Consider the following 25,702-nt stretch of genomic DNA (forward strand, 5'->3'; position numbering starts at 1 on the left):
TTGCCGCGTCAAACTGCCCGGATTCGTTCCGCTGTTTTCCAAGGGATTTTCTGGCGTTTGTCTAACCCCTTGCGGGGCCTCAACAGAGGACTCGCACATGGATATGCGACACGACGATTTCGACGACCTGCTTGGCGGAACCCCTGAAAAGGAAAGAGCCGTTGCGGCTGGACCCCGCAACGGCTCTGAAATCACACAGGATAAGATCCTTAGCCAAGAAAATACCGCAATCGCGCCTGACACGCAAGCGTCGGATGATCACGACGACCTGATGGGGGGAAGCCCTGAAGTATCGGCGATTGATCTGCCGCTTTCCGTGACCTTGTTCCCGGATCACCACGCCAAGCGGAAGGTCGGCAAGCGGCTGTCCCTTCGCGATCTGGCGGGGGTCGTGAGCAGCAAGACAGCGCCCGAAAAGGGCAAGCTGCCCATGGTGAAGCTGGCGACATTCGGCGACGTGAGAACAGAAGCGGAAAGCTATCGCCATGACGGGAACATGCGACAGATCACGGGAATCGAGGCTGATTATGACGGCGAATCGCTGAGCGTGGGCGAGGGCGCGGAGAGGCTGAAAGAGGCCGGGATTGCCGCCCTACTATATAGTAGCGCATCGCATACGCCCGAGCGGCCCCGCTGGCGCGTCATGTGCCCCCTGTCGTCGGCGGTGAATCCATATGAGCGCAAGGCGCTTGTCGCCGCGCTGAACGGGGCGCTTGGCGGCATTCTTGCACCCGAATCTTTCACTGCCAGCCAAGCCTATTATTATGGCCAGGTGCGGGGGAAGCATCCCGTCGAAACCGCGCTAGTGGACGGCAAGCCGCTCGATCGGGTGCGCGGGCTGACACCCGTGTATTCAGCCGCGAAGGGCGCCAGCAATGGCAGCACGTCAGGTCAGGGACTTGGCAAAGGTCGCACGGGCAAGCCTCTTGAGGTGATCGCGTCCGCGCTCATGGCGATCCCGAACGATGGTTCCGCCGACTATAAAGGTACCCTGGAACGCTACGGCCTCGCCATGCATGAGGAAGGGCAAGGGGCGCCGGAATACTTTGAAGCCTTCTGCCGATGGGCGGAACAGCATCCCAGGTTCGACTGGAACAAGGAAAGTGGCCGGTTCGAGGAAGGCCGGGGACTGAGGATGTGCAAGTCGGTCTGGCCCCGGCACAAAGGCAAGGGAACGCCTGACGCAATCGCGGGCTGGTCCATCATCAAGGATGCGATCGCGCACGGCTGGGAATTGCCCCCGGCAAGCGACGACGATCTGGGATTCGAGGACCAGGACGGCGACGACTTCGACGACCTGCTGGGCAGCGGGGCGCCGGAGCAAGCCAAGCCCTCAAGCCGACTCACGTTCCTGTCCCCTGCGGAATGCGTCAGCGCCCCGGCTCGCAGCTATCTCATCAAGGGCCTGATCGCAGAGCGGGACGTTGCTTGCGTGTTCGGCGCCCCCGGCGCTGGCAAGTCGCTGTTGGCCCCGTTCCTTGGCTATGCTGTCGCCCAAGGCCGGGAAGCCTTCGGGATGCGGACGAAGCCGGGCAACGTGTTCTATGTCGCGGCTGAGGATGAGCATGGGATGCGGGGGCGTGTCAGGGCATTGCAGCAAGCCCATGGCGATGCGGACCAGTTCTATCTTGTCGGTGGTGTGTCGAACCTGTTGGCTGCGGACTCGCCGGACCTGAAGGAACTTGCGCGCGCGGTGAAGGCGCAGCGTCCCAAGCTGATCGTCATTGATACTCTCGCAATGGCCTTCCCCGGCCTGGAAGAGAATAGCGCCGATGCGATGGGGCGGGTTGTCGCTGTGGCCCGTGCCCTGACGAACTGGGGCGCGGCGGTGGTGTTGATCCATCACGACACGAAATCCGAAGGTGGGACACCGCGCGGGCATTCCGTTCTGAACGGGGCTCTGGACGTGGCGATTCACGTCAAGCGTGACGACTCGGCCGTCATCAGGGGCAGGCTGACCAAGAACCGCAACGGCACCTGTGATCGCGACATTGCATTCCGCATCGTCATTGAAGACGGCGGCGTTGATGAGGATGGCGACCAGATCACCTTGCCGCGTTGCGAGGAACTGAACGCAGCGCAAGCGCCTGCACCTGTAAAGCTGACGAAAGCCGAACGTGCCGTCATGGACGTGATCCACATTGCGGGCGGCGAAATTCCTGAATCCGAACTGCGGAAGCTGTGCATCGAAGGTCACAGGGTTTCCACATCAGACAACCAAGAGGCAAAACGGAAGGCGGTTTATCGGGCTCTTGGTGGCCTGGAAGAGAAACGACGAATTGTCATCGAAGGCGGGCACATCAGCGCGGCAGTCCTATCCCGTTCGATCGAAGGTGAGTTCGAGGAATGCGACGATGATCTGGGTTAAACCGTGGGACATTTGGGACATGTCCCGGACAAATCCGAAAATGTCCCAAGCGCAAATGGTCGGGGGATCGTGGGACATTTGGGACACACTCCTTAGGAGTGTCCCATTGTCCCGTCCCGCCATGACGGAAAATCGTCTCAGATCTAAAATGGCTCAGGATCTAAAATGGATCTCTCGCAATTTTTGGGCCGCGTTCGCTCAGGATCGAAAATGGATCTCTCGCAATCTTTTGGGTCCTTCCCCCACCGCCCGGCTTGCGGGGGGCGCAGAGCCCCGGCCCGTCAGGCTTCACAGAATTTTTGAGACAAGGATTTCTGGGAAATGGATCTGAGCGCATTTGACGATCTGAACGAATTTGATGACCTGCTCGGCGGTGGCGGCGATTCCGCTGTTCGGGCCGCCCTCGCCCCAGACGACCCCCTACCGCCAGCCAGTGGGCAGCACAGCCAGCCGCAGACCATCCACGAAAGCGACCTGGCCGCGCTTCTGGGCATCACCCGGCAGGCTGTGGGCGAGAAGGTCCGTTCCGGCATCCTGAAGCGAACAGGTCGCGCGCTTTACATCTACCCCGAGGCGGTGCGGGACTATTGCGCGCATCTGCGGGAACACGCGGGCCGAGCGGGGCGCCCTTCGGCAACAGGCGACAGCCTCGAACTGAAGGCCGAGAAGTTGCGCCTCACGAAAGCGCAGGCAGATGCTCAGGAAACAAAAGTCGCAAAGGAACGCGGCGAACTGGTGCCTGTCGCTGACACGCTCAGGGAATGGCAGGCCGTCTTGCGGGACATTCGCGCCGCCATGCTGGCCGTGCCCAGCCAATTCGCCAGCACGCAACCGCACCTGACGGTGCATGACATTGAAGCCCTCACTCTGGAAAACAAACGCGCCTTGGAGGGGCTTGCAGATGGGAACGCTTGAGAAACTGCGCCAAGATGCGCTGGAGTCGTTGCGCCCGCCGCCCTCGATCCCGCTTTCGGAATGGATCGAGGATAACGTGCATCTGCCGCAGACCGCTTCCGCCACACCTGGCAAGATGCGCCTTTGGAAATTTCAGGAAGGGATTGCCGACGCTTTCACAGACCCCGGCATAAACGAAATCATCGTCAGAAAATCGGCCCGCGTGGGTTTCTCGCAACTGCTCACGGGCTTCATCGCTTACACGGTCGCGACAAACCCGTGCCCGATCCTCGCGACCCAGCCGACGCAGGACGACAGCCGGGCTTTCAGCGTTGATATCGAAGCCATGTTTGAGGCCAGCCCCGCTTTGCGGGGGATGATCAGCGACGGCGCCGACGACAGCGGCAGATCCACGCTGATGCGCCGTTTGTTCGGGGGCGGTTCGCTCGAGTTCCTCAGCGCGTCCAGCCCCCGCGCCTTCCGCCGCAAGCTGGGCAAGGTATGTATCGGGGACGAAATCGCCGCATATGAGGTGAGCGAGGAAGGCTCGATTCTCGATCTTTTGCGGATGCGCTCGCAAACTTATCGTGACAGAAAAATCATTTTCGGAGGCACCCCGATATTCAAGGGCGATGCCGTCGAGTCCCTCTATGAGGACTCCGACCAGCGCGTGTTCGAGGTGCAATGCGTCGAATGCCGCGACTTCGCGGAAATCGAATGGAAGCACCTGGAATTCGACCCGCAGGACATCGACAAGGGCGTGAATTGGGTTTGCCCTTGCTGTGGCAGCGTGGTCCCTGAAAATCGAAAAGCCGAAATGGTGGCGAATGGCCGATGGCGGGCGACAAATCCCGAGAACAAGAGTCGAGCCGGATTCAAACTCAATTCACTTGTCAGCCCGCATTGGAACGCCCGGTGGACCGTGATTGCCTCGGAATTTCTGAAGGCCAAGTCCGATCCCGCCGCCCTGCAAGCATGGACAAACCTTTTGCTTGGCGAGGGATGGGAACAGACTGGCGAAGGAATCAGCGAATCCGCCCTGACGCTTGTTCCGGCCAGCCTGGAAGCCATCCCCGAGCCCGCACTTTACCTGACGGGCGGTTGCGACGTGCAGGCCGACCGCCTCGAACTGTCAACCATCGCGTGGGATGCCGAGGGGCGCGGCACGGTGCTTGGGCATGAAATCATTTATGGCGACCCGCTCGAGAATGAAGTTTGGATTGCGCTTGCCGACCTTATTGCCCGTCGCTTCCCGCATTCCCGCGGCGGGACAATCGGCTATGACAAGGTGCTGTGCGATGCGGGTGACGGCGTGCGGGCTTCAGCAATCTACGGCTTTTGCCGTGGCCGCGCGCCGCTTGTGTTCGCGTCAAAGGGCGTGAGCGGATGGAAACAGCCGCCCGTCACGATGGGCAAGGCTTCTGACAAGTCGATTCGCCTACAGTTGCTGGGCGTGGATGGGCTGAAGGATCGCGTTCACCGCATGGCGTCGTCCGGTGCGCTGCAATTCTCGGAAAGTCTGCCGCCCGGCTATTGGGAACAGATCGCAGGCGAGGAAATCCGGGTGAAATACAGCCGCGGTTTTGCCGTCCGGGAATGGCATCAGGTCACGGGCCGCAGATCGGAAGGGCTCGACTGCGCGGTGATGGCGCTGGCGGCAAAGCATCTGATCCACTGGAATCCAGATCGGCGGGCGGAAGAACTGTCATCTGCCGCCGCGCCTAAGAAAGCACCTGCCGTTATTCGGAGTCGTTGGTTGACGGGCGGGTGAGAGGGCTGCGGATTGCGTCACCTTGAAGAAAGGGGCGTGCCGCAACTGCGGCGCCGGTAGTCCTCTTATAATCTAATGTGAAATAATGGTCTTTCGGTTTCTGCCCGTCCTCAATCTCTTCGCCGACCTGATGGCATCGATAAAACTTTCCGTGCAATGTCTCGACCACAATATATTCGTGCCCGTCGCCTGGTTCAAATGTCATTGAAGGCATCTTTCTATCTCCATACTGGCCCGCTCAGCCTGCCACGCATCTGCACAACCGCAAAGCGATTCGTCACCGCCGAATCTCAATGTAAGGCATCACGCCGTTCAGCAGCGTGTTGCGGACATTCCCCGCAGTCAGCGCCGCATCATCGTCGCCGATGTCGGCAACGTCCGGGCTGGACGCATAGAACGGCAGGCTCATAAACTTGTCGCCGCTGCGCCCGACCGCCAGGCAGGCGTGCCAGCCCTCTGCCGAGCGCCCACGGAATTGTATCCGGCGCTCTTCCGCCGTTGCGGGGCGCAACCACCATCGGCGGGCCGGGAAGCGTTTTGCGAAACGGCGATCTATCTTGGCGGGCATGGGGCGTCCTTCCGTGGGCTTTCACTGAATCAAAAACCCCCCGGCGCGTCGCAGACGCCGAGGGGTTTCTTGCCGATGCGGTTCGGAGGACAGGTCTTGTCGCCGCATCAGCGGTCCCAACGCGCGTTACCGCCAAGAAAGCACACGCCGGGATTGGCTTGGATCGGGCGAGCGGTCCCGCCCGATCCTTTCATGCAAAGGAGAAATCCAGCTTTGGAACCCTGGATAACACCTGTATGCACCATCTGACATGCCGCGTCAATACATATTGACTCGGCATGTCAGATAGATTAGAAGCACATCATGTCGAAAAGGTGCGCTCATGAACATGACCCTGAATTTTCTTGATGTTGCTGGCGTGATCGCCGATGTGGATCGCGTCCCCGGAAAGCTTGTGCCGACGCTTCTGCGACGCATCCGCGTTTTTGACACCAAGAACCTGATCCAAGTCTATCGCGAGGAAACCGGACGGCGTGAGGGACGGCTTGATATCGTCGGCGCTTGCATGGCGCGGGTTCACTCCGAACTGATCGACTTCGGCCTTGACGCCGAGACCTTGCGCCGCCTGCGGGAGTTTTTCGACCGTGGCAAGGATGTGGGACCGTCCGCATTCACGAGCGCGATTGACGCCGTAAAAGACGGGAAGCCTGTGACTCTGGAAGTTGCGCTGCGTCAGCGCCCCGAGCCGTGGAACAAGTGGCACGCCTTCCGCATGGACGGCCATACCGTGAAAAGCGAACGCGCGACCCGTGTGGCGGCAGAACTCGACAAAGCGGAAGGCATTGTCGATCGGGCTGTTCTGACGATCGACCTTCAGATGCTGCTGGGCGAATTCATCAAGGCTTTTGAATTCGCCTCGGCGACCTCGCAAGCCGAGGACTGACCCCATGGGCATTCTGTCCCGCCTTCTGAACCGCAACACTGCCGCACCCGCTCAGGTTCGCAGCTATGACGCTGCAACGCCTGCCCGCACCCGGTTCAACGGCGGGGCGAACCGTTTCAGCAGCTACGGGCCAGAGACGGTTGCCGCCGCCCCCTCGATCCGCAGCCGGGCACGCCATGCGGCTGAGAACAACAGTCTTGCCGTGTCGGCGATCGCCGCGTGGATCGACGCCACCATAGGCGCGGGCATCATCCCGACCAGCCAGCACCCCGACCCCGAGACGCGGGCGCTACTGGACGCCTATTTCCTGAAATGGGCCAGGCGTGCTGATGCCAGCGGACGGGGCGATTACTGGAGCCTGCAAGCCGCTGTGGTGAAGTCGCAGCGCATCGGCGGCGAAGCGTTCCTGCTGTGGCGCGGCGACAAGCTGTTGCACCTGCCACCCGAGCAACTGGCCGATCTGACCACAGACACGATCGCGGCAGGCGTGGAACTGAACGACGATGGTGCGGCAGTCGCCTATCACGTTCACCCGATCCGGCCCGATGCGTTGCAGGCGACCTATGCGCCGCCCATCAGAATCGACGCCAGCGACATGTTGCACATCTTCGAACCGGCAGGGCCGGGCGCCGTCCGTGGCGTCAGCCCGCTTGCGCCTGTCCTGCTGCTGCTGGCCGAACTGGACGGGGCCGAGGACGCGCTGTTGACGCAAACCAAAACCGCCGCGCTGCTATCGGTGATTTTGACGAACCAGAACGATATGACGGGCGAAGATCCTTTGCAGGATGGGCAGGGCCTTGAACCAGGTGCGGTTCTGCGTCTGCCAGGCAACTGGAACGTCTCGACCGTCGCACCGCAGCAAAGCCAGCAGGCGGGCGAGTTCCTGCGCCACCTGACTCACCGCATTGCGGCAGGCGTGGGCGTTCCCGTCTGGCTGGTGACAAGCGATGTGTCGCAGGCCAACTATTCCTCCTTGCGCGCTGCGCTGGTGGCGTTCCGTCAGCGCGTCGAGCGGTATCAATTCCAGACGCTTGCGCCTCAATTCCTTGATCACGTCTGGCGCCGTGTCGCCACCATGGCCGCGCTCGAACATGGGTTGACGATCGACGACGATCTTTTCGCAGTCGAGCATATCCCGCCCGCCCAGCCTTGGGTTGATCCACAGAAGGATGCCCGCGCCACGATCGAGCAAATGGAAGCCGGACTCATGTCCCGCCGTCAGGCCGTCGCTGCCTTGGGATATTCGGTCGAAAAGCTGGATGCCGAAATCGCCGCCGATCGCGCGCGCGAGTCCGCTCTGGGCCTGTCTTTCAATCAACATTTTGTTGACCAAAAGGCGAGTATCGATGAGTAAGCGATTCACGGGCGATCCCTCCAAAGCCTCTTTTATCAAGCGCGGCATCACCGCTGACCCTGCCAAGGCCGTTCGCACCCGGCAGCCCGAGCGCGTCCCGACCGACACGACGCAGGGCGACTGCTTCACCCGCACCATGCCGCGCGCTGGTGATCTGGATGAGGACAGCCGGACCTTCCGCGCTGTCGTCGCGACCTCGACGCCGCTTGCGCGCAGGGATGCCAAGGGGCCTTTCCTCGAAATCCTCGATCCTGCCGGACTGGAATTCAATGCTGGCGACGATCTGCCTTTGCTCACCGATCATCGCCAGGCGGCGCGGGAAACTGTCGGGCGCGCGTCCGGCATCGTGATCGACGGGCCCAGCGTCAGCGCCACGCTTCGCCTTGGCATGGCCGATGATATCGAGCCGATTTTTCAGCGCGTGAAGGATGGCGTCATTCGCCATGTCAGCGCCGGTTACGCGGTCCAGCAATGGGCTGAAACCCGAAACCCTGACGGCACCCGAGTGAAGACGGCAACGCGCTGGCGTTTGCTCGAAATCTCTCTGGTGCCGGTCCCCGCCGACCGAAACGCAATCATTCATAGGAACGCAGAAATGCCCTTTGACCTCGAAACCCGCACTGCGCTGATTGAAACGCTGCGCTCTGCCTGCAACCTGACCGCCGAATGGGGCGAAGACCTGACCGCCGAAGCTGTCAGCGATGACGAGGTGCGCGAGTCTGCCCGTGAAGCCATGTCCCAACGCAGCGCGCCCCGCATCCGTGTCACCCGCAGCCATGACGACCCGGCCCAGATCCAGACCCGCGCCGCCGATGCGCTGGCCTATCGGATGGGCGGTATCGCTGAACTGCCCGAGGGTAGCCGGGAATTCGCCAGTATGTCGCTGATGGATCACGCCCGCGACTCGTTGCAGCGTGCCGGTGTGTCCGTCCGTGGCATGAGCCCCGACGAATTGATCCATCGCAGCCTGACGACCTCGGACTTTCCGCTTGTTGTCTCAAACGCGGCAGGTAAATCGGTGGCACAGGCGTATCAGATCGCCGAAAGCCCGCTGAAGGTTCTCTTCCGCAAACGCAGCCTGAGCGACTTCAAAACCTCGACCGCAATTCGCCTGGGCGGTCTCGGAATGCTGGAAGAATTGACCGAAAGCGGGGAAATCACTGCCACGTCGCGCGGTGAAGAGGGTGAACCCCTTCAACTGCGCACCTTCGCCCGCCGTCTGGATCTGACGCGCCGCCTGATTGTAAACGACGATTTAGGCCTGTTCGGAGACGTTTCACGTGCTCTAGGTGAAGCGGCTGCTGCGACCGAATCGCAACTGATGTTCGAGCAACTGACGGGCGGCAACACGCTGAGCGATGGGCTGGGCCTGTTCGATGTCGCCCGCGAAAACACCGGCACCTATGCGGTGGAAGAGCTTGTCGCGGCACTCAGCAGCGCGCGGATGATCCTGCGTGGTCAGCGGAACCTTGATGGCGTCACGCCCATTCAAGCAACGCCGCGATACATTGTCGCCGGTCCCGAGATGGAAACGGCACTTGAAAAGATGTTGGGCGTCATCACGCCCCCGGACGTTGACAGCTTCAACCCGTTCGCGTCGAAGCTGCAACTGCTGATCGATCCCCGCATTGAGGGCGACTCGTTCTATGTCGTCGCCGATCCCGCACAATGCGCTGTCTTCAACCTCGCCCATCTCGCCAGCGCGGCGGGTCCGCAGATCCAGCGTCAAGAAAAATGGGACACGTTGGGCGTGTCGTTTCGCTGCTTCATGGATGTTGGGGCAGGCTTTGCCGGATGGCGCGGCATCGTGAAAATGGATGTCGTGTGATGGCGACCGTCACCCGCCTGCGGGAATACCGCGAACAGCTTCAGGATGCCCGGTTCTCGGGCGTCCGCAGCTTCACCGATAGCAACGGCGAGTCCGTCACCTATCGCAGCCAAGCCGAGATTGAACGCGCAATCGCCGCGATCGACAGCGAAATCGCAATCATGCAGCGCGGGCGCAATGCGCTGATCCGGCTGCAAACCAGCAAAGGACTCTGATATGGCAACGAACTACATCCAACCCGGTGATGTGATCACCATTCCCGCCGCCGAAGCGGTCCTGTCCGGTGGTGTCGTCATCGCTGGCGAGATCATCGGTATCGCTCAGGGCCATGCGATCGAGGGCGAGCCCGTTGACGTGAAATGCAGCGGCGTCTGGCAATTGCCCAAGGTCGCGGCCAATGCCTTCGCTGTCGGCGATGCGGTATTCTTCGATCTGGACACGGCATTGGCGACCACGACCGAAGGCGACAACCCGAAGCTGGGCGTGGCCGTTGCCGCCGCCATTGCCTCGACCGCGACCGTTACCGTCCGCCTGAGCGGCTTTTGAGGAGTCCACGTCATGCCGAAACTCTACGCGAAAACCCAGATCATCCTGCCAGGCGACGTGGTTGTTCCTGCCCGCAGCGTCTTTGACGCGACGGCGCAGCAGGCCAGGCAATTCGACCATCTGAACAGCGCCCGCCCGGCGACCGAAGCCGAAATCAAGGCGGCGGAAGCGGCTAAGGCGGTCAAGGACGGGCAAGCCTGATCCGATGCAGGCACAAGCCCGCCCCTCTTCCCCGATTGCACCGCCGACCCGGCGGGGGCTGTCGCGAGTCGAGGCGGCGGGCTATGTCGGCATCAGCCCGACGACCTTCGACAAGCTGGTTCTGTCCGGCGAAATGCCCGGCCCTAAGCGCGTCGGTTCCCGCAAACTCTGGGACGTGCGTGCTTTGGACTTGGCGTTTGATGCCCTTCCGGGCGAAGATTCAGCCCCCGAAATCAACGATTGGGACTGAGGATGAATCCATTACGCAAACCGCCCCGATATTGTCAGGGCTTCGAAGACCGGCACGGCAAGTTCCGCTGGTATTACCGCCGCCCCGGATTTCCCCGCATTCCGCTGCCCGGCCTGCCATGGACGCCGGAATTCATGGCGGCATATGAAAAGGCCGAGAAAGGTGAGAAGCTGGAAATCGGCAAGAGCCGCAGCACGCCCGGCAGCGTGTCCGCGCTTGTCGCCAGCTTCTACAGGACCAGCGACTTCACCACCCTGAGCCATTCCACGAAAGCCACCTATCGCGGTATCATCGAACGCTTTCGAGCCGAGCATGGCGACAAGCGCGTTGCCCATATGGAAAAGCGGCACCTGCAGAAGCTGGTCAGCGACAAGGCCGAGACGCCCGCAGCGGCAAACAACATGCTGCGCATGGTGCATCTGCTGATGCGTCACGCGATCGATCTGGGCTGGCGCGGCGACGATCCGACCCAAGGCGTGCGCAAGGCCAAGCGCAAGGGCGGGGGCTTCCCCACCTGGGAAGAGCAGCACATTGCCGCCTTCCTCGATCACCACAAGCCGGGAAGCCGCGCGCATGTGGCGCTTTCCCTGTTGCTCTATACCGGACAGCGGCGCAGCGACGTGGTGCGCATGGGGCGTCAGCATGTCCGCAACGGCGTCCTGTCGATCGTGCAGCAGAAGACCGGGCAGGATGTGCATATTCCGCTGCATGGCGGGCTGCAGGTGATTCTGGCCGCGCTGCCGCTCGACAACCTGACATTCCTTGTCACGGCGCAGGGCAAGCCGTTTTCCCCGGCAGGTTTCACGAACTGGTTCAGGGCGGTGACGCGCGAAGCCGGTTTACCTGACAAGCTGTCACCGCACGGGCTGCGCAAAGCGACCTGTCGCAGGCTGGCGGAAGCGGGCTGCACGCCGCACGAAATCATGGCAATATCGGGCCATAAGAGCCTTGCCGAAGTGACCCGTTACACTGTCGCGGCAGGCCGCAAAGACCTAGCGAAGCGGGCAATCGCTTCGCTCGACAAGACCGAAACCGGAACTTAAACTGTCAAACCGTCTAGGATAGTTTGACAACCCGCCCCGCAGGGCGTTGGCAATCAAGGAAATTTTTGAGGAAATGGCGGACCCGGAGCGATTCGAACGCCCGACCCCCAGATTCGTAGTCTGGTGCTCTATCCAGCTGAGCTACGGGTCCGCTGTAGGGCGGTGATGTAGAGAGATGCTCGGGGGGATGCAAGGGCCAATTTCGCGATTGGGGCAGATTTATTCGCGCGGGGCCATTTCCCCCCGGACAGCCCCCCGATCACGACATGCATCCGGTCCCGACGGGACGGCTTAGCCGGCGGTTTCCGGCGTGGGGGTGACGATGCCGGCCAGGCCGCGGGGCAGGGTCAGCATGAACTCGGTCCCGTCGCCATCCGTTCGGATCAGCTTCAGTGCGCCGCCGTGGTTGCGCACCAGGTCGGCCGAGATCGCAAGCCCCAGCCCGGTGCCGCCCTTGCGCGAGCCGCCCGAAAAGGGCTGGAACAGGAACTCTTGCGCCTTGGGGGGCAGGCCCGGCCCGGTGTCGCCGACGCGGATCCACCAGTTGGATTCGTCCTCGCCCGCGCCGATCTCGATGGTGCCGGGCTGGCCGGTGCCCTCGATCGCCTGGCGTGCGTTGCGGGTCAGGTTCGACAGGACGCGATAAAGCTGGTCGCGGTCGGCGCGGATGGTCAGGGCGGGGGGAATGTCGGTCAGGAACTCGACCCGCGGGCCGTCGCCGTGCTGGGTGCTGCTCATGGCTTCGGCCTCGGCGACTTCGGTGACGAGGGCGGCAAGGTTGAAGCGCGACAGGCTGGGCGTCGGCTCTTCGGTCTTGCCGAAGGCCAGCGTCGTTTCGCAAAGGTTGATCGCGCGGGTGATCGAGTTCACCAGCTTGGGCGCGGCACGGCGCACGGCGGGGTCGGCGCTGTTTTCCAGCCGGTCGGCGAACAGTTGCGCCGTGGTCAGGATGTTGCGCAGATCGTGGCTGATGCGGGCCACGGCCTGCCCAAGCTGCGCCAGGCGGGCCTGCTGCTTGAGCGCCGAGGTGATGGTGCGCTGCATCTCGGCCAGGGCGGCCTCGGCCTCGTGCAGTTCGGCCAGGCGGGCGGTGGGGGTGATGATGGCGCGCGCATCCTCGGGCGAGCTTGCGTAAGCGGTCATGTGGCTGATGACGCGCCGGATCGGGACCAGCAGCATCCGCTGCGCCACGATATTCAGCAGCACCGCCGTGATGATCGCGAAGGCGGCCGAGATCAGCAGGATCCGCAGCCCCGCCTCGATCATGCCCTGGCGCAGCGATTCGGTGTCGGTGGTGATCTCGATCAGCTCGCCCGCCTGCCGCACGGGTTGGCCGATGATGCGGATGATGCGGTTTTCCGGCGTCGCGATCTGGGTCAGCGCATCGCCGATCGCCGTCCAGAAGGGCTGGTCGCGCAGGTCATAGGTCGCGTCCACCGGCCCCGGAATGGGCGAGGACAGCACAAGCTGCCGCACGTCGTTGCGCCGAAGGACGACGTTGAAGACGCCTGCGTTTTCAAGCAGTTCCGATTCCAGTTCGGCCGCAATGGATTCGTCGGTCGCCAGCAGCGCGAGGCTGGCGATCTGCGCACGCTCCAGCCGGGTTTCCAGAAAGTTCAGCCGGTAATTCGAGACCGAGGGGAAAACGATCAGGATTTCCGCGATCAGGACGAAGATGCCGGTCAGCAGCGCGAAGCGACCTGATAGGGTGTTCAGGGTCATCTGTTGCGTTACACTTTCGTCATCTCTCCTTGCTTGCCCACGGACATATGCCCTGCGCGGACCGAGTTCAAACCTCTGTGAGCGCGCAGGGGTTCCCATGCGCCCGAAAACGGGTCAAAATATGTTGCAATCCTGCAAGAATTGCGGCGCCATCGCTTGACTCGCGCAGATGTGGCGACTATCCAGCGACCCTTGAATATAGCGGCGCGCGCCCTTGGGCGGCCTGCGCCATGATGCGGAGTTTGAAAAATGTCGAAACGCACCTTCCAGCCGTCGAACCTGGTTCGCGCCCGCCGTCACGGTTTTCGTGCGCGCATGGCGACCAAGGGCGGCCAGCGTGTGCTGAACGCACGTCGCGCCAAGGGCCGCAAGCGCCTGTCCGCCTGACCCCTCGCCTTCGGGTGCGGGAAGAAACGGACAGGGTGAAAGCCCGGCGGATGCCGTCGCTGCCTTCCGATGCGGACCGCAAGGTTCCGCATGGGGAAACGGGCAGGGCGGTTTTTTCCGTTTCCGGCACTGTCGCGCGGTTCGAGACCCTGCGCCAGCGGCCCGATTTCCTGCGGGCGGCCTCGGCGCGAAGGCAAGGCATGGCGGGTTTCCTGCTGCAAGCGCGCCGCCGCAACCCCGATGAGGCGCCGGCGGAACAGGTCCGCGTGGGCTTTACCTGCTCGAAGAAGATTGGCAATGCCGTGACCCGCAACCGTGCCAAGCGGCGGCTGCGCGCCTTGGCGCGCGAGGTGATGCCCGCCGCCGCCCGTCCCGGTTGGGATTATGTTCTGGTTGCCCGACCCGGCGCCACCGTGACCCGCGATTACGCCGATCTGCGCGACGATCTGGCGCAGGCGCTGACCCGCATCCACGCGCCTCGCCGGACATGAGTCCGCTCGCCCATCTGATCGCGCTGCCGGTGCGCGCCTATCGGCTGGTCGCCAGCCCTTGGGTCGGGCATGGCTGCCGGTTCCAGCCCACATGCTCGGCCTATGCGCTCGAGGCGTTGGAGCGGCACGGCGCCTTTCGCGGCGGCTGGCTGACCCTGCGCCGCATCTGCCGCTGCCATCCCTGGGGCGGTCACGGCCACGACCCGGTGCCGCCGCGCGACGAATGACCCTTGCCAGGAAAGCCGCCATGAACGCCCCTGATTCCATCGAGACCGGCCCCATCGAGACCGACGGGCACGAGGATATCCATCCCCTGTTCCGCGGCGCGCCTTCCTCGACCGAGTTTCGCAAGCTGCGCAAGCGTCTGGTGCGCGACACCCGCGCCGCGATCGAGACCTATGACATGATCCGCCCCGGCGATCGCTGGCTGATCTGCCTGTCGGGCGGCAAGGACAGCTACACCCTGCTGGCGGTGCTGCACGAATTGAAATGGCGCGGGCTTCTGCCGGTCGATCTGCTGGCCTGCAACCTCGACCAAGGCCAGCCGGGCTTTCCGGCGACCGTCCTGCCCGAGTTCCTGACCGACCGTCAGGTGCCCCATCGGATCGAATATCAGGACACCTATTCCATCGTGAAGGAAAAGGTGCCCGCCGGGCGCACCTATTGCGCGCTGTGTTCGCGTCTGCGGCGCGGCAATCTTTACCGTATCGCGCGGGAAGAAGGCTGTTCCGCCGTGGTGCTGGGGCATCATCGCGACGATATTTTGGAAACCTTTTTCATGAACCTGTTTCACGGCGGGCGGCTGGCCTCGATGCCGCCCAAGCTGTTGAATGAAGAAGGGGATCTGAACGTCTTGCGTCCTCTGGCCTATGTTGCCGAGGCCGATTGCGACCGTTTCGCCCGCGCGATGAACTATCCCGTGATCCCCTGCGATCTCTGCGGCAGCCAGGAAGGATTGCAACGGATGCAGGTGAAAAAGCTGCTGGACGAATGGGAGGCGCGCAGCCCCGGCCGCCGCCAGGTGATGTTTCGCGCGATGATGAATGTCCGGCCCTCGCATCTGCCGGATCCGTCGCTTTTCGATTTCACGGCGCTGGATCCGTTGGATTTTAAGGAAAATTCGGTGCCCTTGCTGCGCGAACATTAACCGAACGAAAACCAACGGGCACTATGCTGGCCGGATCAGGGTTTGATTCGGGACGTGCAATGATCTGGCTGGCGATTGTCTTGGGCTTGGCAACGGGCGCGATGGTTTTTCTGCGATGGTCAAGGCGGCGTCGCATCCGTCATGCGATGGTGCTGCGCATGCAGGAACCGGCGGCGATGCGGCAGTTGCTTGGCGCCGCGGGCATGGCCGAACTGGTCGCGGCGATATCGGCGCGGCTTTCGCGCGAATTGCGCCTGCGCGGCGCGTTGCATGCGACCGAAGCAGGGGAATTCCGCGTCTTGCTGCCGCCCCGCCGCGACAGGCAGGTGCGGGTATTGGCGCGGGTGGTCGCGGGCCTGCTGCGCCAGGGCGTCCCGACCTCGCGCGGGTGGGTGCGGCCCGTCTTTGCGGGCGCGCTGGTCCGCGAAGGCGACGACCCGGCGCATCCGGGGCAGTTGTTCGATTTTGGCCGCGCCGTCCTGACGCAGGACGTGGGTCAGGTGGGCGCCTTGCCGGTCATGACCTACTTTCCCCTGCAACGCGCAGTTCCCCCATTGCCGCCTGCCTATGATCCCGACTGGCTGGAAATGCGTTTCCGTCCGCGCCTTTGCGCCGATTCCGGCATCGTTCCCTCGGTCGAGGCATGGGCGGTGCTGCACCACCCCGGCGGCGGTCCTCTTGCGCAGGATCAGTTCCTGCCCCGGCTGACGGTCGAGGATCTGTCAAGGACCACCCAGGACATGATCCGTCACGCGCTGACCGCCTTGCGGGACTGGGACGCCGCGAATGCCGGCATCGGCCAAATCGCCCTGCCGCTGTCGCAGGCGCAGCTTTGCCTGCCGGATCTGGCCGAGACCCTGCTGTGGGAACTAGACCGGCAGGATGTCCCGCCTGCGCGGCTGTGCCTCATCCTGCACTCGCCCACTGGCATGGGGGCTGCGCGGGCGAAGGAAAACCTCCTGCGCCTGATCGCGGCGGGATGCCGGGTCGAGGTCGAGGATATTGCCGCCGCCGACATCGCGCCCGCGACGATGCATGGGGCGGCTGGCGCCACGCTGCGCCTGACCCGGGGATTCACGCGCGATTGTGATCGCCGGGTCGAGCAGCAGCGCATGATCCTTGCCATTCTGGCGCTGGCCGATCATCGCGGTGCCAGGACCGTCGCCACCGCCATCGACACGCCCGGCGAACGGTCATTCCTTGCGCAGATCGGCGTCGATCTTCTGCAAGGCGACGCGGTCTCTGCCCCGCTTTCGCAAGCGGAGGTGGCCGATTTCGCACGGAAACACCGTCAGCCGCCGGGTTTCGCGCTGCCGCCGCGCCGTGTCGGCTAGGGACGGGGGCTTGCCCGCGACGGAAATTTCCTGCCGGCAAGGGGCCGGGACGCGCAATTCGCGCAGGGGGCCAGGGACAGTTTTCCGGCAAACTCCCTTGACCTTTGCCGGTCGCTTCTGTTGAACCGGCGCGGTATGCGATCAGAGACTTCCGACGAAGGGTCCGCCAGCCATGAATAACAATAACCGCAATCTGATTTTGGCCATGGTGCTTTCGGCACTGGTCATGATGGCCTGGTCCTTCTTCTTCGCGCCGCCCCCACCCCAGCCGGAAGCCGAGGCGCCGGTCGCCGAAAGCCAGCAGCCCGCGGGCGTGGTCGCGCCCGAAGGCCAGCCCGCCGCTACACCCGAACTGGCGGCGGAAGGGCAGGCCGTAAGCGATCCATCCGCCGCGGCCGGGCGGGTGTCCATCGAAAGCGGATCGCTGCTCGGGTCGATTTCGCTGGCAGGCGGGCGCGTGGACGATCTTGAACTGACCGGCTATCGCGAAACCCAGGACCCCAATTCGCCCTATGTCCGGCTGCTGTCCCCGACGGTCCAGCCGCAACTGGCCGAGGGCGGCAGTGCCGTCGCGCCCGGCGGCGCGCCCGAACTGGTGTCGCAAAAGCCCTATTATGCGGTCTATGGCTGGATGCCCGCAGCGGGTACCGATCCGGCGCTGGTGCCCGGCCCCGCCACCGTCTGGCAGCTTGAATCGGGCGAGACCCTGGCGCCCGGCCAGCCGGTCACGCTGGCTTGGGACAATGGCGCGGGCCAGGTCTTCCGCCGGACGTTCGAGCTGGACGACCAGTTCCTGTTCACCGTCACCCAAACGCTGGAAAACAACGGCGATGCGGCGTTTTCGGCTGCGCCTTACGGCATCCTTGCCCGTCACGGCCAGCCCGACACCCAGAACTTCTTCGTCCTGCACGAAGGCGCCGTCGGCATGACCGATGGCTCGCTGCTGGAAATGAAATACAAGGATATCGCGAAGCTGGATCCCGTCGCGCAAGAGGGACCCGCGGAAATCGCCCAGGTCGAGGAAGACGGCTGGATCGGCTTCACCGATAAATACTGGATGACCACGCTGGCGCCGGCGCCTGGTACCTCCTTCACAGCGGTGGTCAAATACGCCCCCGGCGCCGACATCTACCAGACCGAGGCGCGCATGCCGGTCCAGACCGCCGCGCCGGGCGCGACGGTTTCGTCCAGCAGCTACCTGTTCGCGGGTGCCAAGGTCTGGGAGACGATCAACGGCTATCAGAACACCATCGGCATCGACCGTTTCGTGGATTCGATCGACTGGGGCTGGTTCTATTTCCTGACCAAACCGATCTTCCGCCTGCTACACTGGCTGCATGGCATCATCGGCAACATGGGCTGGGCCATCATCGCGCTGACCGTGGTGCTGAAGCTGCTGGTCTTCCCGCTGGCGCGGAAGTCCTACATCTCGATGGCGCGGATGAAGGAACTGCAGCCGCAGATGGAGGCGATCAAGGAACGCACCGGCGACGACCGCACAAAATACCAGAAAGAGGTGATGGAGCTTTACAAGCGCGAAAAGGTCAACCCCGCCGCGGGCTGCCTGCCGGTGCTGTTGCAGATTCCGATCTTCTTCTCGCTCTACAAGGTGATCTTCGTCACGATCGAACTGCGCCACGCGCCCTGGATCGGCTGGATCCGCGACCTCTCCGCGCCCGACCCCTCCAGCCTGTGGAACCTGTTCGGCATCCTGCCCTGGGCCGCGCCTGCGCAGGGAACGCTGTTCCATTCCTTTTCGCTGCCGATTCTGGCGATCGTGCTTGGCGTCTCGATGTGGCTGCAGCAAAAGCTGAACCCGGCGCCCACCGATCCGGCGCAGAAGATGATTTTTGCATGGATGCCGTGGATCTTCATGCTGATGCTGGGCGGTTTCGCCTCAGGTCTGGTGATTTACTGGATCGCGAACAACGTCATCACCATCATCCAGCAATATTCGATCATGTCGATGCATGGCCACCGCCCGGACCTGTTCGGCAATATCAAGTCGGGTTTCGGCAATCGCGGTAAGAAACCCGCCGAAAAGGGCAAGGGCAAATGACAGTCCGGCTGGCCCGGCTATGCCGCCACCCCGTCAAGGGGATCGGCGGCGAGGCGCTGGCCGAGGCGCGGCTGACGCCCTCGGGCGTCATGCCGGGCGACCGGGAATGGGCGCTGTTGCACCAAGGGGGGCAGCGTCATGTCGACGGGCAGCCCGATCGCTGGCTGCCCAAATCCTGCTTTCTGCAAGGGGCTGCCTGCGCGGCTTTGCAGGCGGTGAAGGGGGGCTGGCTGGACGATTCGCACCTGCGGCTGACCCATCCCGACCGGCCCGAACTGACGTTTGCGCCCGAACACCAGGGCCAGCGCCTGATCGACTGGGTTGCGCCGCTGTGGCCGGGCGACCTGCCGCAGCCGGTCCGGCTGGTGCGCGCGCCGGTTTTCTGGACGGATTCGCGCCAGCCCTGGATCTCGATCCTGTCGCTGTCCAGCCTGGCTGAGCTTGCGGCCCGTATGACCCAGCCCCTGGGCACGGACCGCTGGCGGGGCAACCTGTGGATCGACGGATGGGAGCCGTTGGCCGAGCGGGACCTGATCGGCCGCACCATCCGCATCGGCGAGGTCGAGCTGCTTGTCGTCCAACCCATCACCCGCTGCGCCGCGACCAGCGCCGACAGCCAGACCGGGCGCCTGGATTGCGACATGCCGCGCAGCCTGCGGGAACATTACGGCCACAGCGACTTCGGCATTTATGCGCAGGTGGTGACGGGCGGCGTGATCCGCCAGGGGGATGAGGTTCGGATATGAAGGTCGCTTTTCCCATTGCCCCCGAACCCGATGACGACAGGGCCGAGGCCGCGCGGCAGTTGTTCGCGGGTCCGGTCGATTTCGTCAAGGGTGTCGTGGCGCTGGACGGCCTGCCCCCCGCCGATCGCCCCGAGGTGTGCTTTGCAGGCCGCTCGAACGTTGGGAAATCAAGCCTTATCAACGCGCTGACGGGGCGGAAGTCACTGGCGCGGGCGTCGAACACGCCGGGCCGCACGCAAGAGATCAACTATTTCACCCTGGGCGATCACGGCTATCTGGTGGACCTGCCGGGCTATGGCTATGCGCGTGCGCCCCTGCCGGTCGTCGCCAAGTGGCAGGCGCTGCTGAAATCCTATCTTGGCGGCAGGCCCACGCTGCGCCGCGCCTTCGCCCTGATCGATTCGCGCCACGGCGTGAAAGAGGTCGACCATGAGATCATGCGCCTGCTGGACCGCGCCGCCGTGCCCTTTCAGGTGGTGCTGACCAAGGCCGACAAGATCGGCGCCGGCACCCTGACCGCCACCGTCGCCCAGGTTGAAGACGCGCTGCAAAAGCACCCCGCCGCCTACCCCGAACTGGTCGTGACCTCGTCCGAGAAGGGGCGCGGCATCGCCACCTTGCGCGCGATCATCGCCGGTCTGGACTGACGGCGGCGCGGGCCATAGGGTCGGATGCCATGAACAGGGGCCTTGAATGAGAAAGCAGGACATGAACCGTGATTGGATCGCCACCGCGCGCACACTGTCGGAAGCCTTGCCTTACATGCAGCGCTACTCGGGTGCCGTCGTCGTCGTGAAATTCGGCGGCAACGCGATGGGCGACGACGAGGCGATGGCCGAATTCGCCCGCGACATCGTGCTGATGAAGCAGGTCGGCATCCATCCGGTGGTCGTCCACGGCGGCGGCCCGATGATCAACGACCTGCTGGGCAGGCTGGGCATCGAATCGCATTTCGTGCGCGGCAAGCGCGTCACCACCAAGGAAACCGTCGAGGTGGTCGAGATGGTGCTGTCCGGCCTTGTCAACAAGCGGATCGTGCAGGCCATCAACGATGCCGGGGGCCGCGCGATCGGCATCAGCGGCAAGGACGACGACATGATGGTGTGCGAAGCCGACGATCCCGAACTGGGCTTTGTGGGACGCCCGGTCGAGATGAACGTCCAGATCATCCGCGACCTCTATGATGTCGGGCTGATCCCGGTGATCGCCCCCGTCGCCACGGGGATGGAGGATAACGAGACCTTCAACGTCAACGGCGACACCGCCGCCGGGGCCATCGCCGGGGCACTGAAGGCCGACCGGCTGCTGCTTTTGACCGACGTGTCGGGCGTCAAGGACGAAAACGGCGAGGTGCTGACCCAGCTTTCCCCCGAACAGGTGCGCGCCATGACCGAAAGCGGCGTCATCGCGGGCGGGATGATTCCCAAGACCGAAACCGCGCTGAAGGCGCTGGAGGAGGGGGTGCGCGCCGTCGTCATCCTGGATGGGCGCGTGGCCAACGCCACCTTGCTGGAATTGTTCACGGAACATGGCGCGGGCAGCCTGATCCGCTCGACCGTGCCGCGGGTGCGTCCGCGTGGGCTGCGTCAGGGCGACAGCGGACTTTAGGTCCGTTTTCCAGAAACTTGCAAGAATGCTTGCGGCCTTGGCGGATGCTGTGGCAGGCTTCGACTTGCAGTCGTAGTTCCAGCACAGGCCAACATGAACCCGAACGGATATCGTCGTCTCATCCTGACCCGCCATGCCAAGTCGTCCTGGGACGATCCCGCGATGCGCGACCACGACCGCCCGCTGAACCAGCGCGGCCGCCGCTCTGCGCGGGAACTGGGGGACTGGCTTGCCAGTCGCGGATACGAACCCGAAGAGGTTCTGTGTTCCACCGCGACCCGCACGCGCGAAACCTGGGACCTGGCGGCGCTGGCTCCGCTGGAGGTGCGCCCGCCCATCCGATACGAGCCGCAGCTTTATCAGGCCGGCCCGGACCAGATGCTGAAGATCTTGCGCAGCGCCACCGCGCCGGTGGTGATGATGCTGGGGCACAACCCCGGCATCGGCGAATTCGCCGCGATGCTGCCCGCCCGCCCGCCGCTGGACCCCGAGTTCCGGCGCTTTCCCACCGCCGCGACGCTGGTGGTGGATTTCCAGGTCCCGGACTGGTCGCAGGTCCGTCCGGGCGAGGGTGGCGTGCTGGATTTCGTGCGCTTCGAGGGGCGCTAGGTTCTAACAGTCGATCCGGGTGACACTGCTCGGATCGAACAGCGCCTCGACATCCGCAGGGGGGCAAAGTTCGGTCGCCGGGGTCTGGATGGTCGCTGTCGCCGCAGCCGCGCCAAGGGCCAGCGCCAGCGGATCGGGCCATCCCCGCGCAAGGGCAAGGGTCAGCCCCGCGACATAGCTGTCGCCCGCGCCGATCTTGCTGAGGATGGGGACGCGCTTGGCCTCGGCATGCCAGCAACCGTCGGCAGAGGCCAGCAGGTTGCCATCGGCCCCGCGCGCGATCACGACCGCGCGGGCCAGCCCACGCCCCAGCAATTCGCGCGCGAATTGCAGCGTGTCGCGCTGATGGGGCAGGGGGCGGCCCGCCAGCGCCTCGGCCTCGGGTCCGTCGATGCGCAGCACCTCGATCCGGGGGCCGCCGGGCTGGGTGATCCGCCGCAGCGCCTCGCCCGAGGTGTCGACGATCAGTCGCCCGCCCGCCTGCGCGACGGCCTGCGCAAGATCGCGGCCAAAGCCGGGCGGCACCCCCGGGGGGTTCGAGCCGGACAGCACCACATAGCCCCCCGCCTCGACGCGGGCCGCGATGGTGGCCAGCGCCTCGTCCACCATCGCGGGCGACCATTCCGGGCCGGGCAGGACATAGCGATATTGCTGGCCCGTCGCCCGCTCGGTCGCGGTGAAGGATTCGCGCGTCTCGCCCGGCAGGTCCTGCACGGCCAGCGCGATGCCCTCGGCCTGCAACAGGCGCGCCACCCGCTGCCCGGTCAGCCCGCCAAGCGCCACAAAGGCGCAGGATGTTCCGCCCATCAGCCGGATCGCACGGCTGACGTTCACGCCGCCCCCGCCGGGATGGATCAGCGGTGCGTCGCAGCGCAGCTTGAGATCGGGGCGCACGCTGGCGGTCGTCGTGGACAGGTCCAGCGCCGGGTTCAGCGTGACCGTCAGCACCGGGACCTGGTCGGCGGGGGCGGTCGGCTTCATTCCCACCACCTGTCGATCTGCGCGATGTCGTCGTCCGACCAGCCGAAGTGATGGGCGAATTCATGCACCACGACATTGCTGACCAGCGCCCCCAGGGTCACGTCCCCGCGGCTGGCCCATTCGTCCAGGATCGCGCGGCGAAACAGCCAGACCGTATCGGGGAAGGCTTGCGGTTCGGATGCCGATTTCTCGGTCAGGGGCACGCCATCGTAAAGGCCGGTCAGTTCCAGCGGGTCGTGAACTTCCAGTTCTTCAAGGAAATCCTCGCGCGCGAAATCCTCGACCCGCAGGATGACCTGCGCGGCGGCGCCTGCGAATTCGGGGGGGAAGGCGGCGATCACCTCATGCGCCATCGTCTCGATCATGGTCAGATCGGGGGCGGTGGTATTGGTCCAGTCCGTCGTCATGTCCTGCCTTCCGTTTTCGTGCCTGCCAGTTCCCGATATGGACAAAATCGCCCCGTTGTGAAAGAGCGAAGCGGACAGGAGACCGCCATGACAACCACCCGTTTCGCCCCTTCGCCCACCGGCCACATCCATGTGGGCAACCTGCGCACCGCCCTGATGAACTACCTGATCGCCCGAAAATCCGGCGGCACCTTCATCCTGCGGCTGGACGACACCGACCGCGAGCGTTCGAAGCAGGAATATGCGGACGGCATCCAGCGCGACCTGGAATGGCTGGGCCTGACATGGGACCGGGTCGAGCGTCAGTCGGACCGCCTGGACCGTTACGCCGAGGCGGCAGATGCGTTGCGCGCGGGCGGCAAGCTTTACGAGGTGTTCGAATCGCCGACCGAGCTGGACCTCAAGCGCAAGAAGCAGCTCAACATGGGCAAGCCGCCGGTCTACGACCGTGCCGGGCTGAACCTGTCGGATGCCGACAAGGACCGCCTGCGGGCCGAGGGCCGGACGGGTTACTGGCGTTTCCTGCTGGATCACGAGCGGATCGAATGGGTGGATGGTATCCTGGGGGATATCTCGATCGACGCGGCCTCGGTCAGCGATCCGGTGCTGATCCGCGCGGATGGGCAGGTGCTGTATACCTTTGCTTCATCTGTCGATGATACGGATATGGGTGTGACCCATATCGTGCGGGGTGCCGACCATGTGACCAATACCGCAACCCAGATCCAGATCATCCGTGCCCTTGACGGCACCCTGCCCGCCTTTGCGCATCACAGCCTGCTGACCGGCGCGCAGGGCGAGGAACTGTCCAAGCGCCTTGGCGCGCTGTCCATCCGCGAGATGCGCGAAAGCGGCATCGCGCCCGAGGCCCTGCTGTCGATGATGGCGCGCCTGGGTTCGTCGCAGCCGGTCGCGCTGAAGATGTCGCTGGACGAACTGGCCGAGGGGTTCGACCTGTCGCAATTCGGTGCTTCGCCCACGCGGTTCGACGCGGACGACCTGCTGCCCCTGACGCGAGAGGCGAATCAGGCGCGTCCCTTTGCCGAGGTGGCCGAGCGCATCGCCGCGCTTGGCGTGCCCGCCGATCTGGCGGAACGGTTCTGGCGCGTGGCCTCGCAGAATATCACGAAGCTGGATGATCTTGCCGGGTGGTGGGAGATTTTCAGCAACGGCGCCGAGCCTGATATCGCCCCCGAGGATGCCGAGTTCATCGCACAGGCGATGACGCTGCTGCCGCCGCCGCCCTATGACGACGCCAGTTGGGCGACGTTCACCGCCCGCGTCAAGGAAGCGACGGGGCGCAAGGGCAAGCCGCTGTTCATGCCCCTCCGCAAGGCCCTGACCGGGCAGGCGCATGGGCCGGACATGGCCGAAGTCATGCCGTTGTTGCAGGTCGTGCGGGCGCGCGGCGCGTGAGGGGCAGGTGCCCGGCTTGGTGGCAAGGGCGGGACCGCCTCCGGCGGGGGTATTTGGGTGATGAAGAAATCGGGGTTTGCGCGCGAATGGGGAAGGGGCGTTTTTTCTGCGATTATCCGCTTGACGCCCCCGTCGCCGGGTTATAAATCCCCCTCACCCGTGGCGGAGTAGCTCAGTTGGTTAGAGCAGCGGAATCATAATCCGCGTGTCGGGGGTTCAAGTCCCTCCTCCGCTACCATAATTCCCTGATACGCAAATGGTTTTCATGGCCGGATCGGTGTCCTGACAGCCCAGTATTCGGTCAGTTTCCGGTCTGGCTAGCCTGAATGCTTGCCTTGCAGCCAGCCTTGCGGGAAGCCGGTGTGGTCGAGTTTGGACAGTGCCGAATCGGCGATGGTTTTGGCAAGTTTCGGGCAGCTTTTGAGATAGCGTGCATTTGTTTGCATCAGAACGATGCCCGGTGCTACGGTATCCACGACTTCGATGATGGGCATGGTCAGGGGCGAATTGACGCGCATGATCTTGCGGAATATCTCGGCCATGACCCGCGATAGCTGGTCCGATGAACTGCCTCCGAATATCAGCACCGTATCGTCGATGACGGGCTTGTCGTTCTCGTATATCTGTATGCCGCTGGAACCTAGCACCCTATTGTCGAAGGTCAGCTTGGCAGAGCGTTCTTGCCGAGCCAGGACTTTGCGCCGAGAGCGGCGAGCCGGGGTCAGCTTCGAGCCAAGATCCCCCGCGACTTCCATATCCTCGAACTGGAGTTCGAAATCGTCCGGCAGGTCAATTTTCAGTGTTTCGAGAATATCGCGGACGCAAATATATGCGCCCAGATCGGACCAGTGGGTGTCTGTCGGATAATAGCTGTCAGCTTCCTGTCTTAGCCGGCGTATAGGGCAACTGACCGGAACGCCGGCGGTGAATATGCTTGAATATATCGCATCCACGATCGAAACTGAGGCGGCTTTCAGCGGATGGAAATCTGGAAGCACGTCTTCCTTTGACGGTGCGATCACTAGGCAATATTTGAGGCTTGAGGCTTGAGGCTTGAGGCTTGAGGCTTGAGGCTTGAGGCTTGAGGCT

The 25,702-nt window shown here is 63.7% G+C and carries 27 protein-coding genes and 2 tRNA genes; 23 read left to right on the forward strand and 6 right to left on the reverse strand.

All coding sequences use genetic code 11. The features are described from left to right. Window positions 1-97: 97 nt before the first annotated feature. From Q0O97_RS11740 to Q0O97_RS11750, 3 genes are all read left to right on the forward strand, one after another. Window positions 98-2,368: an AAA family ATPase gene (locus Q0O97_RS11740; RefSeq protein ID WP_294929253.1), complete on the forward strand. Its 2,271-nt coding sequence runs from the start codon at window positions 98-100 to the stop codon at window positions 2,366-2,368. Window positions 2,369-2,689: 321 nt separating this feature from the next. Next, complete coding sequence (locus tag Q0O97_RS11745) at window positions 2,690-3,283, forward strand: terminase small subunit (RefSeq protein ID WP_294929256.1); 594 nt, start codon at window positions 2,690-2,692, stop codon at window positions 3,281-3,283. Continuing rightward, entirely contained in the window at window positions 3,270-5,033 is a 1,764-nt protein-coding gene (locus Q0O97_RS11750) for a terminase gpA endonuclease subunit (protein ID WP_294929259.1), read from the forward strand. Before Q0O97_RS11745 ends, Q0O97_RS11750 begins: the two co-directional genes overlap by 14 nt. Before the next feature lie 277 nt (window positions 5,034-5,310). Here Q0O97_RS11750 and Q0O97_RS11755 read toward each other — a convergent pair whose 3' ends face one another. Next, a complete protein-coding gene (locus Q0O97_RS11755) occupies window positions 5,311-5,601 on the reverse strand; it encodes a hypothetical protein (protein WP_294929261.1) in 291 nt (96 codons plus the stop codon). A gap of 322 nt (window positions 5,602-5,923) precedes the next feature. Here Q0O97_RS11755 and Q0O97_RS11760 point away from each other — a divergent pair, with 322 nt between their 5' ends. From Q0O97_RS11760 to Q0O97_RS11795, 8 genes are read left to right on the forward strand one after another with little or no spacing between them, the layout of a single operon-like run. Further along, a complete protein-coding gene (locus tag Q0O97_RS11760) occupies window positions 5,924-6,484 on the forward strand; it encodes a hypothetical protein (RefSeq protein WP_294929264.1) in 561 nt (186 codons plus the stop codon). A gap of 4 nt (window positions 6,485-6,488) precedes the next feature. Then, on the forward strand, window positions 6,489-7,838 hold the full coding sequence (locus tag Q0O97_RS11765; protein ID WP_294929267.1) for a phage portal protein: 1,350 nt from the start codon (window positions 6,489-6,491) through the stop codon (window positions 7,836-7,838). Continuing rightward, a complete protein-coding gene (locus Q0O97_RS11770) occupies window positions 7,831-9,666 on the forward strand; it encodes an HK97 family phage prohead protease (RefSeq protein ID WP_294929270.1) in 1,836 nt (611 codons plus the stop codon). The genes Q0O97_RS11765 and Q0O97_RS11770 overlap by 8 nt, the downstream gene beginning before the upstream one ends. Next, a complete protein-coding gene (locus Q0O97_RS11775) occupies window positions 9,666-9,881 on the forward strand; it encodes a hypothetical protein (protein ID WP_294929272.1) in 216 nt (71 codons plus the stop codon). Before Q0O97_RS11770 ends, Q0O97_RS11775 begins: the two co-directional genes overlap by 1 nt. Before the next feature lies 1 nt (window position 9,882). Next, window positions 9,883-10,212, forward strand: a complete 330-nt coding sequence (locus Q0O97_RS11780) for a DUF2190 family protein (RefSeq protein ID WP_294929275.1) — start codon at window positions 9,883-9,885, stop codon at window positions 10,210-10,212. A 12-nt stretch (window positions 10,213-10,224) separates the two neighbouring features. Continuing rightward, window positions 10,225-10,413, forward strand: coding sequence for a hypothetical protein (locus tag Q0O97_RS11785; RefSeq protein WP_294929277.1), 189 nt, complete (start codon window positions 10,225-10,227; stop codon window positions 10,411-10,413). Between the two features lie 4 nt (window positions 10,414-10,417). Further along, a complete protein-coding gene (locus Q0O97_RS11790; protein WP_294929279.1) occupies window positions 10,418-10,663 on the forward strand; it encodes a hypothetical protein in 246 nt (81 codons plus the stop codon). Window positions 10,664-10,665: 2 nt separating this feature from the next. Further along, on the forward strand, window positions 10,666-11,706 hold the full coding sequence (locus Q0O97_RS11795) for a tyrosine-type recombinase/integrase (RefSeq protein WP_294929282.1): 1,041 nt from the start codon (window positions 10,666-10,668) through the stop codon (window positions 11,704-11,706). A gap of 74 nt (window positions 11,707-11,780) precedes the next feature. Here Q0O97_RS11795 and Q0O97_RS11800 read toward each other — a convergent pair. Both Q0O97_RS11800 and Q0O97_RS11805 read right to left on the reverse strand, forming a co-directional pair. Further along, window positions 11,781-11,857 (reverse strand) — tRNA-Arg (locus Q0O97_RS11800). Between the two features lie 140 nt (window positions 11,858-11,997). Then, window positions 11,998-13,428: a HAMP domain-containing sensor histidine kinase gene (locus Q0O97_RS11805; protein ID WP_294929285.1), complete on the reverse strand. Its 1,431-nt coding sequence runs from the start codon at window positions 13,426-13,428 to the stop codon at window positions 11,998-12,000. A 249-nt stretch (window positions 13,429-13,677) separates the two neighbouring features. On the opposite strand from Q0O97_RS11805, the gene rpmH reads away from it, so the two are divergent. The 10 genes from rpmH to Q0O97_RS11855 all read left to right on the forward strand — a co-directional run bounded on the left by rpmH (window position 13,678) and on the right by Q0O97_RS11855 (window position 21,809). After that, window positions 13,678-13,815 (forward strand): 50S ribosomal protein L34, encoded by a 138-nt coding sequence (gene rpmH / locus Q0O97_RS11810; protein WP_294929287.1) that lies wholly within the window; start codon window positions 13,678-13,680, stop codon window positions 13,813-13,815. A 50-nt stretch (window positions 13,816-13,865) separates the two neighbouring features. Beyond that, on the forward strand, window positions 13,866-14,306 hold the full coding sequence (gene rnpA, locus Q0O97_RS11815; RefSeq protein WP_294929290.1) for a ribonuclease P protein component: 441 nt from the start codon (window positions 13,866-13,868) through the stop codon (window positions 14,304-14,306). Beyond that, window positions 14,303-14,533 carry a membrane protein insertion efficiency factor YidD gene (yidD, locus tag Q0O97_RS11820; protein ID WP_294929292.1) on the forward strand — a complete coding sequence of 77 codons (231 nt, stop codon included), beginning with the start codon at window positions 14,303-14,305 and terminating at the stop codon, window positions 14,531-14,533. Before rnpA ends, yidD begins: the two co-directional genes overlap by 4 nt. A 20-nt stretch (window positions 14,534-14,553) precedes the next feature. After that, the gene (ttcA, locus tag Q0O97_RS11825; RefSeq protein WP_294929295.1) at window positions 14,554-15,453 is read left to right on the forward strand and encodes a tRNA 2-thiocytidine(32) synthetase TtcA; all 900 of its coding nucleotides are present in this window, start codon (window positions 14,554-14,556) and stop codon (window positions 15,451-15,453) included. Between the two features lie 101 nt (window positions 15,454-15,554). Beyond that, the gene (locus Q0O97_RS11830) at window positions 15,555-16,787 is read left to right on the forward strand and encodes an EAL domain-containing protein (RefSeq protein WP_294929298.1); all 1,233 of its coding nucleotides are present in this window, start codon (window positions 15,555-15,557) and stop codon (window positions 16,785-16,787) included. A 172-nt stretch (window positions 16,788-16,959) separates the two neighbouring features. Further along, window positions 16,960-18,846 (forward strand): membrane protein insertase YidC, encoded by a 1,887-nt coding sequence (gene yidC, locus Q0O97_RS11835; protein ID WP_294929301.1) that lies wholly within the window; start codon window positions 16,960-16,962, stop codon window positions 18,844-18,846. Further along, on the forward strand, window positions 18,843-19,592 hold the full coding sequence (locus Q0O97_RS11840) for an MOSC domain-containing protein (RefSeq protein ID WP_294929304.1): 750 nt from the start codon (window positions 18,843-18,845) through the stop codon (window positions 19,590-19,592). Before yidC ends, Q0O97_RS11840 begins: the two co-directional genes overlap by 4 nt. Beyond that, window positions 19,589-20,239, forward strand: coding sequence for a ribosome biogenesis GTP-binding protein YihA/YsxC (yihA, locus tag Q0O97_RS11845; RefSeq protein ID WP_294929307.1), 651 nt, complete (start codon window positions 19,589-19,591; stop codon window positions 20,237-20,239). Before Q0O97_RS11840 ends, yihA begins: the two co-directional genes overlap by 4 nt. 61 nt (window positions 20,240-20,300) lie before the next feature. Beyond that, window positions 20,301-21,200, forward strand: a complete 900-nt coding sequence (gene argB / locus Q0O97_RS11850; protein WP_294929310.1) for an acetylglutamate kinase — start codon at window positions 20,301-20,303, stop codon at window positions 21,198-21,200. A 93-nt stretch (window positions 21,201-21,293) separates the two neighbouring features. After that, on the forward strand, window positions 21,294-21,809 hold the full coding sequence (locus Q0O97_RS11855; protein WP_294929313.1) for a histidine phosphatase family protein: 516 nt from the start codon (window positions 21,294-21,296) through the stop codon (window positions 21,807-21,809). A 3-nt stretch (window positions 21,810-21,812) separates the two neighbouring features. On the opposite strand, the gene Q0O97_RS11860 is transcribed toward Q0O97_RS11855, so the two are convergent. After that, on the reverse strand, window positions 21,813-22,790 hold the full coding sequence (locus Q0O97_RS11860; RefSeq protein WP_294929316.1) for a 1-phosphofructokinase family hexose kinase: 978 nt from the start codon (window positions 22,788-22,790) through the stop codon (window positions 21,813-21,815). Then, the gene (locus tag Q0O97_RS11865; protein WP_294929319.1) at window positions 22,787-23,197 is read right to left on the reverse strand and encodes a metallopeptidase family protein; all 411 of its coding nucleotides are present in this window, start codon (window positions 23,195-23,197) and stop codon (window positions 22,787-22,789) included. The genes Q0O97_RS11860 and Q0O97_RS11865 overlap by 4 nt, the downstream gene beginning before the upstream one ends. An 87-nt stretch (window positions 23,198-23,284) precedes the next feature. On the opposite strand from Q0O97_RS11865, the gene gltX reads away from it, so the two are divergent. Beyond that, window positions 23,285-24,613: a glutamate--tRNA ligase gene (gene gltX / locus Q0O97_RS11870; protein WP_294929322.1), complete on the forward strand. Its 1,329-nt coding sequence runs from the start codon at window positions 23,285-23,287 to the stop codon at window positions 24,611-24,613. A 161-nt stretch (window positions 24,614-24,774) separates the two neighbouring features. Beyond that, a tRNA-Met gene (locus Q0O97_RS11875) sits at window positions 24,775-24,851 on the forward strand. Between the two features lie 79 nt (window positions 24,852-24,930). Here the strand turns inward: Q0O97_RS11875 and Q0O97_RS11880 are convergent. Next, a partial coding sequence (locus Q0O97_RS11880) for a hypothetical protein (RefSeq protein ID WP_294929325.1) occupies window positions 24,931-25,702 on the reverse strand: 772 nt, incomplete at its 5' end.

It is taken from the genome of uncultured Paracoccus sp., assembly GCF_945915435.1.
Classification (GTDB): Bacteria; Pseudomonadota; Alphaproteobacteria; order Rhodobacterales; family Rhodobacteraceae; genus Paracoccus.

Bases quoted from the DNA above. Each gene is read 5' to 3' on its own strand.
- Q0O97_RS11780 (WP_294929275.1), top strand. From the start codon at position 9,883: ATGGCAACGAACTACATCCAACCCGGTGATGTGATCACCATTCCCGCC.
- Q0O97_RS11785 (WP_294929277.1), top strand. From the start codon at position 10,225: ATGCCGAAACTCTACGCGAAAACCCAGATCATCCTGCCAGGCGACGTG.
- Q0O97_RS11795 (WP_294929282.1), top strand. From the start codon at position 10,666: ATGAATCCATTACGCAAACCGCCCCGATATTGTCAGGGCTTCGAAGAC.
- Q0O97_RS11755 (WP_294929261.1), bottom strand. From the start codon at position 5,601: ATGCCCGCCAAGATAGATCGCCGTTTCGCAAAACGCTTCCCGGCCCGC.
- Q0O97_RS11855 (WP_294929313.1), top strand. From the start codon at position 21,294: ATGAACCCGAACGGATATCGTCGTCTCATCCTGACCCGCCATGCCAAG.
- yihA (WP_294929307.1), top strand. From the start codon at position 19,589: ATGAAGGTCGCTTTTCCCATTGCCCCCGAACCCGATGACGACAGGGCC.
- rpmH (WP_294929287.1), top strand. From the start codon at position 13,678: ATGTCGAAACGCACCTTCCAGCCGTCGAACCTGGTTCGCGCCCGCCGT.
- Q0O97_RS11805 (WP_294929285.1), bottom strand. From the start codon at position 13,428: ATGACCCTGAACACCCTATCAGGTCGCTTCGCGCTGCTGACCGGCATC.
- Q0O97_RS11860 (WP_294929316.1), bottom strand. From the start codon at position 22,790: ATGAAGCCGACCGCCCCCGCCGACCAGGTCCCGGTGCTGACGGTCACG.
- Q0O97_RS11750 (WP_294929259.1), top strand. From the start codon at position 3,270: ATGGGAACGCTTGAGAAACTGCGCCAAGATGCGCTGGAGTCGTTGCGC.
- gltX (WP_294929322.1), top strand. From the start codon at position 23,285: ATGACAACCACCCGTTTCGCCCCTTCGCCCACCGGCCACATCCATGTG.
- yidD (WP_294929292.1), top strand. From the start codon at position 14,303: ATGAGTCCGCTCGCCCATCTGATCGCGCTGCCGGTGCGCGCCTATCGG.
- yidC (WP_294929301.1), top strand. From the start codon at position 16,960: ATGAATAACAATAACCGCAATCTGATTTTGGCCATGGTGCTTTCGGCA.
- rnpA (WP_294929290.1), top strand. From the start codon at position 13,866: ATGCCGTCGCTGCCTTCCGATGCGGACCGCAAGGTTCCGCATGGGGAA.
- Q0O97_RS11775 (WP_294929272.1), top strand. From the start codon at position 9,666: ATGGCGACCGTCACCCGCCTGCGGGAATACCGCGAACAGCTTCAGGAT.
- Q0O97_RS11765 (WP_294929267.1), top strand. From the start codon at position 6,489: ATGGGCATTCTGTCCCGCCTTCTGAACCGCAACACTGCCGCACCCGCT.
- argB (WP_294929310.1), top strand. From the start codon at position 20,301: ATGAACCGTGATTGGATCGCCACCGCGCGCACACTGTCGGAAGCCTTG.
- Q0O97_RS11840 (WP_294929304.1), top strand. From the start codon at position 18,843: ATGACAGTCCGGCTGGCCCGGCTATGCCGCCACCCCGTCAAGGGGATC.
- ttcA (WP_294929295.1), top strand. From the start codon at position 14,554: ATGAACGCCCCTGATTCCATCGAGACCGGCCCCATCGAGACCGACGGG.
- Q0O97_RS11760 (WP_294929264.1), top strand. From the start codon at position 5,924: ATGAACATGACCCTGAATTTTCTTGATGTTGCTGGCGTGATCGCCGAT.
- Q0O97_RS11865 (WP_294929319.1), bottom strand. From the start codon at position 23,197: ATGACGACGGACTGGACCAATACCACCGCCCCCGATCTGACCATGATC.
- Q0O97_RS11790 (WP_294929279.1), top strand. From the start codon at position 10,418: ATGCAGGCACAAGCCCGCCCCTCTTCCCCGATTGCACCGCCGACCCGG.
- Q0O97_RS11770 (WP_294929270.1), top strand. From the start codon at position 7,831: ATGAGTAAGCGATTCACGGGCGATCCCTCCAAAGCCTCTTTTATCAAG.
- Q0O97_RS11740 (WP_294929253.1), top strand. From the start codon at position 98: ATGGATATGCGACACGACGATTTCGACGACCTGCTTGGCGGAACCCCT.
- Q0O97_RS11830 (WP_294929298.1), top strand. From the start codon at position 15,555: ATGGTTTTTCTGCGATGGTCAAGGCGGCGTCGCATCCGTCATGCGATG.
- Q0O97_RS11745 (WP_294929256.1), top strand. From the start codon at position 2,690: ATGGATCTGAGCGCATTTGACGATCTGAACGAATTTGATGACCTGCTC.